The organism is Streptomyces sp. NRRL B-24572 (assembly GCF_002156145.1).
GTDB classification, from domain to species: Bacteria; Actinomycetota; Actinomycetes; order Streptomycetales; family Streptomycetaceae; genus Streptomyces; species Streptomyces vietnamensis.
In genome coordinates, this window is the sequence record NZ_MWIG01000105.1 from 1 (window position 1) to 5,685 (window position 5,685).

6 protein-coding genes are annotated in these 5,685 nt (G+C 72.6%); 1 reads left to right on the plus strand and 5 read right to left on the minus strand.

Translation table 11 applies throughout. The annotated features are described in order from the left end of the window. Positions 1-38: 38 nt before the first annotated feature. The 4 genes from CCN56_RS06565 to CCN56_RS06580 form a co-directional block, all read right to left on the minus strand. Positions 39-947 carry a membrane dipeptidase gene (locus tag CCN56_RS06565; RefSeq protein ID WP_086824473.1) on the minus strand — a complete coding sequence of 303 codons (909 nt, stop codon included), beginning with the start codon at positions 945-947 and terminating at the stop codon, positions 39-41. A 133-nt stretch (positions 948-1,080) separates the two neighbouring features. Further along, positions 1,081-2,286 carry a dipeptidase gene (locus CCN56_RS06570; RefSeq protein WP_086824475.1) on the minus strand — a complete coding sequence of 402 codons (1,206 nt, stop codon included), beginning with the start codon at positions 2,284-2,286 and terminating at the stop codon, positions 1,081-1,083. Next, entirely contained in the window at positions 2,283-2,780 is a 498-nt protein-coding gene (gene purE, locus CCN56_RS06575; RefSeq protein ID WP_086824477.1) for a 5-(carboxyamino)imidazole ribonucleotide mutase, read from the minus strand. The genes CCN56_RS06570 and purE overlap by 4 nt, the downstream gene beginning before the upstream one ends. A 19-nt stretch (positions 2,781-2,799) precedes the next feature. Continuing rightward, positions 2,800-3,939 (minus strand): 5-(carboxyamino)imidazole ribonucleotide synthase, encoded by a 1,140-nt coding sequence (locus tag CCN56_RS06580; protein WP_086824479.1) that lies wholly within the window; start codon positions 3,937-3,939, stop codon positions 2,800-2,802. Between the two features lie 199 nt (positions 3,940-4,138). On the opposite strand from CCN56_RS06580, the gene CCN56_RS06585 reads away from it, so the two are divergent. Further along, positions 4,139-4,654 carry a GtrA family protein gene (locus tag CCN56_RS06585; protein WP_041129538.1) on the plus strand — a complete coding sequence of 172 codons (516 nt, stop codon included), beginning with the start codon at positions 4,139-4,141 and terminating at the stop codon, positions 4,652-4,654. A gap of 24 nt (positions 4,655-4,678) precedes the next feature. On the opposite strand, the gene CCN56_RS06590 is transcribed toward CCN56_RS06585, so the two are convergent. Then, positions 4,679-5,685 (minus strand): HAMP domain-containing sensor histidine kinase (locus tag CCN56_RS06590; RefSeq protein ID WP_086824481.1); only part of this gene is annotated, 1,007 nt, incomplete at its 5' end.

Sequence of the window (5,685 nt, forward strand, 5' to 3'; positions counted from 1 at the left end):
GCGGTGCGCCCCTCTTTCGTACGCGTTCTCCGTACGCGTCAGGCCGCGGCCGGCCGGATCCGGTTCGTCCGGGACAGGAACTCCGTCTCGCGCAGCGCCCGGGTGGCGTTGGCGTGGGCGAGGCCGACGAGTTCCTGGGCGGTCCAGCCCCGGCGGAGCAGCTCCGCGAAGAGCGGTACGTAGCCGGTGGCCGGGGCGGTGGTGTGGGAGACGCCCGTGCAGTGCGGGCCCGCCTGTGCCCGTACCCGGTCGAGGACGTCGGCGGTGGCCGCCGGGTCCTCGGTGACGGTGACCATGAGGACGGCGCCGTTCCCGCCGAGGAGGCCGAGGACCTCGTCCGGCAGGGTCTCGGGGGCGGCCAGGGTCAGCAGCGCCGGGGCCCGGGTGACGGCGAGGGCGCGGCGGACCGTGTCCGGGTCGGCGCCGGAGAGGTCCACGGCGAGGCCGATGCGGTTCATCTCCCGTACGGCGTCGCGGGCGAAGCGGTCGAAGCGGGTGAGGTTCACGGCCCGTACGCCCAGGGCGTGGTAGGCCCGCAGGGTGGCCGCGGAGCCGCCGAGCGCCGTCCAGCTGACCGGACCGAGCAGGGCGGCGACGCGGCCGCAGTTGCGGGCGTGGGCCAGCTCGGACGTCGTGTGCGCGAGGCGCAGGTCCTCGGGGCAGGCGGCGACGAGGGCCCGGACGGAGTCGATCCGCCGCAGGGTCCCGATGACGCCCTCGTCGTCCTCGGTGTGCAGGGACCACAGTTGGGCCCCGGCCTCCGCGGCACGGACGGGCGGCAGGTCCTCGGGGTCGAGCGACCCGGGGAGTTCGGTGTGGCCCTCGGTGACGGACTGCGCGGCGAGGAGGGCCCGGGCTCGTGCCGTCTCGTCGAGCGGCGGAGGTGGCTCCGGGGCGGCGGGCACGGTCGGGAGGGTGGTGGGATGGTCGTCTAGCAGTTCCGCCATGGTCTTACTCCGAACTCGGCGATGCAGTACCGCCCCGCCGAGAGCGGCGGGGCAGTACCGTCCACCGTGCCACCGGCCCCCTCGGGGGGCTCGGTGGGCTGGACCGTCCGGGTGAGGACCCGTCAGACGGTCCCTACGGCGCGGCGGGCGCGTCGAGTACGTCGATCGTGGCGTTCGACGGGGCCGTACGGGCCTTCAGGTCGCGGGAGACGGCCTCCGCGTCGCGCAGGACGCGGACCGCGTTGGACCAGGTCAGCTTGGCCAGGTCCTGGTGCGACCAGCCGCGGTGCAGGAGCTCCGCGATCAGGTTCGGGTAGCCGGCGACGTCGTCGAGACCGGCCGGGGTGAAGGCCGTGCCGTCGTAGTCGCCGCCGATGCCGATGTGGTCGATGCCGGCGGCCTCGCGCATGTGGTCGAGGTGGTCGGCGACCGTGGAGACGGTGGCGATGGGGCGCGGGTGGAGCGCCTCGAAGGCGCGGTGGACCTCCATGCCGCGCGGGGTGGTGTCGAGGTGGTGCAGCCCGTGCGCCCGCATGTTCTCGTCCGCGCGGTTCGTCCACTCGACGGCCTCGGGGAGGATGAACTTGGGCACGAAGGTGGCCATGGCGACGCCGCCGTTGGCGGGCAGCCGCTCCAGGACGTCGTCCGGGATGTTGCGCGGGTGGTCGCAGATCGCGCGGGCCGAGGAGTGCGAGAAGATCACCGGCGCGGCCGAGGCGTCGAGCGCGGCCCGCATGGTGGTCGCGGCGACGTGCGACAGGTCGACGAGCATGCCGCTGCGGTTCATCTCGCGCACGACCTCGCGGCCGAACGCGGTCAGACCGCCGACGCGCGGCGCGTCGGTCGCCGAGTCCGCCCAGTCGTTGTTGTCGTTGTGCGTGAGCGTCATGTAGCGCACGCCGAGGGTGTGCAGCGCGCGCAGGGTGGCGAGGGAGTTGTTGATCGAGTGGCCGCCCTCGGCGCCCTTGAGCGAGGCGATGCGGCCCTGCTTCCGGGCCGCCTCCATGTCGTCGGCGGTCAGGGCGGGCGCGAGCTCGCCCGCGTACCGGTCCAGGAGCTGGTCGACGATGTCGATCTGCTCCAGGGTGGCGCTGACGGCGTGGTCGCCGGTCAGCTCACAGGGCACGTACACCGACCAGAACTGGGCGCCGACCGCCCCGGCCCGCAGCCGGGCGAGGTCGGTGTGGAGCGCACCGGTCTGGTCCGCGCCGATGTCCATCCGGTCCAGGTCGTAGCGCACGTGCTCGCGCAGCGCCCAGGGGAGGTCGTTGTGGCCGTCGACGACGGGGTGGCCCGCGAGCAGCTCGCGGGCCTCCTCCAGCCGGTCCGCCGCGCTCACCTGGCGAAGCCGAAGGACTCGGCGCCCTCGACCTTGGCGCGCAGCCGCTTGCCCTTCTCCGTGGCCTGGTCGTTGAGCTCCTGCTGGAACTCGGTCATCCGGGCGAGCAGGTCGGCGTCGTGTGCGGCGAGCATCCGGGCCGCGAGCAGGCCCGCGTTCCGCGCGCCGGCGACGGAGACCGTGGCGACCGGGACGCCGGCCGGCATCTGCACGATGGACAGCAGCGAGTCCATGCCGTCGAGGTACTTCAGCGGCACCGGCACGCCGATGACCGGCAGCGGGGTGACGGAGGCGAGCATGCCCGGCAGGTGGGCGGCGCCGCCGGCGCCCGCGATGATCGCCTTGAGCCCGCGGCCCGCGGCCTCCTCGCCGTACGCGATCATCTCGCGCGGCATCCGGTGGGCGGAGACGACGTCGACCTCGTACGGGATCTCGAACTCGTCCAGGGCCTGCGCCGCGGCCTCCATCACGGGCCAGTCGGAGTCGGATCCCATGACGATGCCAATGAGCGGATTACTCAACGATGGTTCCTCGCAGATAGCCGGCGGCGTGACGGGCGCGCTCCAGCACGTCGTCGAGGTCGTCGCCGTAGGTGTTGACGTGGCCCACCTTGCGACCGGGCTTCACGTCCTTGCCGTACATGTGGATCTTGAGCTGCGGGTCCCTGGCCATGCAGTGCAGGTACGCGGAGTACATGTCCGGGTAGTCGCCGCCCAGGACATTGCACATCACGGTCCACGGCGCGCGCGGGCGCGGATCGCCGAGGGGGAGGTCGAGAACCGCCCGGACGTGGTTGGCGAACTGCGAGGTGATCGCCCCGTCCTGGGTCCAGTGACCGGAGTTGTGCGGGCGCATCGCCAGCTCGTTGACGAGGATGCGGCCGTCCGTGGTCTGGAACAGCTCGACGGCGAGGTGACCGACGACGTCCAGCTCCTTGGCGATCCGGAGGGCCAGCTCCTGGGCCTGACCGGCCAGCTCCTCGTCGAGGCCGGGCGCGGGCGCGATGACGGTGTCGCAGACGCCGTCGACCTGGCGGGACTCGACGACCGGGTAGGCGACGGCCTGGCCGTGCGGGGAGCGGACGATGTTCGCCGCGAGCTCGCGGACGAAGTCGACCTTCTCCTCGGCGAGGACCGCGACCCCGGCGAGGAAGGCCTCGCGGGCGTCATCGGGCGTGCGGACGAACCAGACGCCCTTGCCGTCGTAGCCGCCGCGCACGGTCTTCAGGATGATCGGGAAGCCGCCGACCTCGGCCGCGAAGGCCTCGGCGTCCGCCGGGTCCGCCACGATGCGGTGCCGGGGGCTCGGCGCGCCGAGCTCGTCGAGCTTCGCGCGCATCACCCCCTTGTCCTGTGCGTGCGCGAGGGCCGCGCGGCCGGGGCGGACGACGACGCCGTCCGCCTCCAGGGCCGCCAGGTGCTCCGCGGGCACGTGCTCGTGATCGAAGGTGATCACGTCGCAGCCGCGCGCGAAGTCACGCAGCGTGTCCAGGTCGCGGTAGTCGCCGATGACGACCTCGCTGACCACCTGGGCCGCGGAGTCCTGCGGGGTGTCGCTGAGGAGCTTGAACTTGATGCCGAGGGGGATACCCGCCTCGTGGGTCATACGGGCGAGCTGCCCGCCTCCGACCATGCCTACTACGGGGAACGTCACCCTCTTAGGGTATCCGCACCATCGGGGAACACTCGTCCGGCTGTGCTTTGGCACAAGCTACGAGCAGGTGGGAGGTGGGCGCGGCACGGGTTGTCCACAGGTTTGCGCGGTACACAGGCGGGTGACAGGGGCGCTGGTTAGAGTGGTTGGGTTGACGTCACCCGGACGTCATCCGGACGGACGGGACAGAGCGATCACCATGAGTGAACCCGGCGCGCTGCGCATGCGACTCCAGGGGCTCTTCCGGGAGGTCGCCAAGTTCGGCGCCGTCGGCGCGGTCGGGGTCCTGGTCGACCTCGGGGTGTTCAACCTCGTCCGCCACTTCTCGGACCTGCCGGTCGTGCGGGCGAGCGTCATCGCCACCGTGGTCGCGATCGTCTTCAACTACCTCGGCTTCCGGTACTTCACCTACCGGGACCGGGACAAGAGCAGCCGCGCCAAGGAGCTGACCCTCTTCCTCGTCTTCAGCCTGGTCGGCCTGGTGATCCAGAACGGTCTGCTGTTCGCGGCGACGTACGGGTTCGGCTGGGACACCCCGCTGCAGAGCAACTTCTTCAAGTTCTTCGGCATCGGCGTCGCGACGCTGTTCCGCTTCTGGTCGTACCGCACGTGGGTGTTCCGCGCGCTGCCGGCGAAGGAGGCCGTGCAGACCGCCGAATCGTTCCTGGAGCAGGCCCCGCGGCAGGCGAGCCGCCGCCAGCCCGACCGCGTCTGACCTGCGCTTCCACCAAAACGGGGCTTACCGTACGGGGCGCTCCTGCGGCCGCTCCGCGATGCCCCTGACCTCCCGGCTCAGGAAGAGCGCGAAGACCGGCGGCTGCTGCTGGAGCAGCTCGAGACGCCCGCCGTCCGCCTCCGCCAGGTCCCGGGCGACCGCCAGGCCGATGCCCGTCGAGCTGCGGCCGCTCACCGCCCGCTCGAAGATCCGCGCGCCGAGGTCGGCGGGGACGCCCGGGCCCTCGTCGGTGACCTCGATCACCGACTGGTTGCCGGTGACGCGGGTGCGCAGGGCGACCGTGCCGCCGCCGTGCATGAGCGAGTTCTCGATCAGGGCGGCGAGGACCTGGGCGACCGCGCCCGGGGTGCCGACCGCCCGCATCCCCTGCTTGCCGGAGTGCACGATGGCCCGCCCCGCGCTGCGGTAGGCCGGGCGCCACTCCTCGATCTGCTGCTTGATCACCTCGTCCAGGTCGAAGGCGACGGCGGAGCCCGTCCGGGGGTCGCGGGAGTTGGTGAGCAGCCGCTCGACGACGTCGGTGAGCCGCTCGACCTGGGTGAGCGCGATCGTCGCCTCCTCCCTGACCGTGTCGAGGTCGTCGGCCATGGCGACCTCCTCCAGACGCATGGAGAGCGCGGTGAGGGGCGTACGGAGCTGGTGGGAGGCGTCGGCGGCGAGCCGGCGCTCGGCGGTGAGCATCCGGGCGATCCGCTCGGCGGAGGCGTCGAGGACGTCCGCGACCCGGTCCAGCTCGGGCACCCCGTACCGCTTGTGCCGGGGCCGCGGATCGCCGGAGCCGAGCCGCTCGGCGGTCTCGGCGAGGTCGGTGAGCGGGGACGCCAGCTTGTTCGCCTGCCGTACGGCGAGGAGGACGGCGGCGACGACCGCGAGCAGGGCCACCGCGCCGATGATCATCAGGGTGCGGCCGACCTCGGCGGTCACCGCCGAGCGGGACTCCTCGACGATCACCGTCTCGCCGCGCTCGCCCTGGGCGAGGTCATCCGGGGCCTCGCCCACGGGCGAGCGCG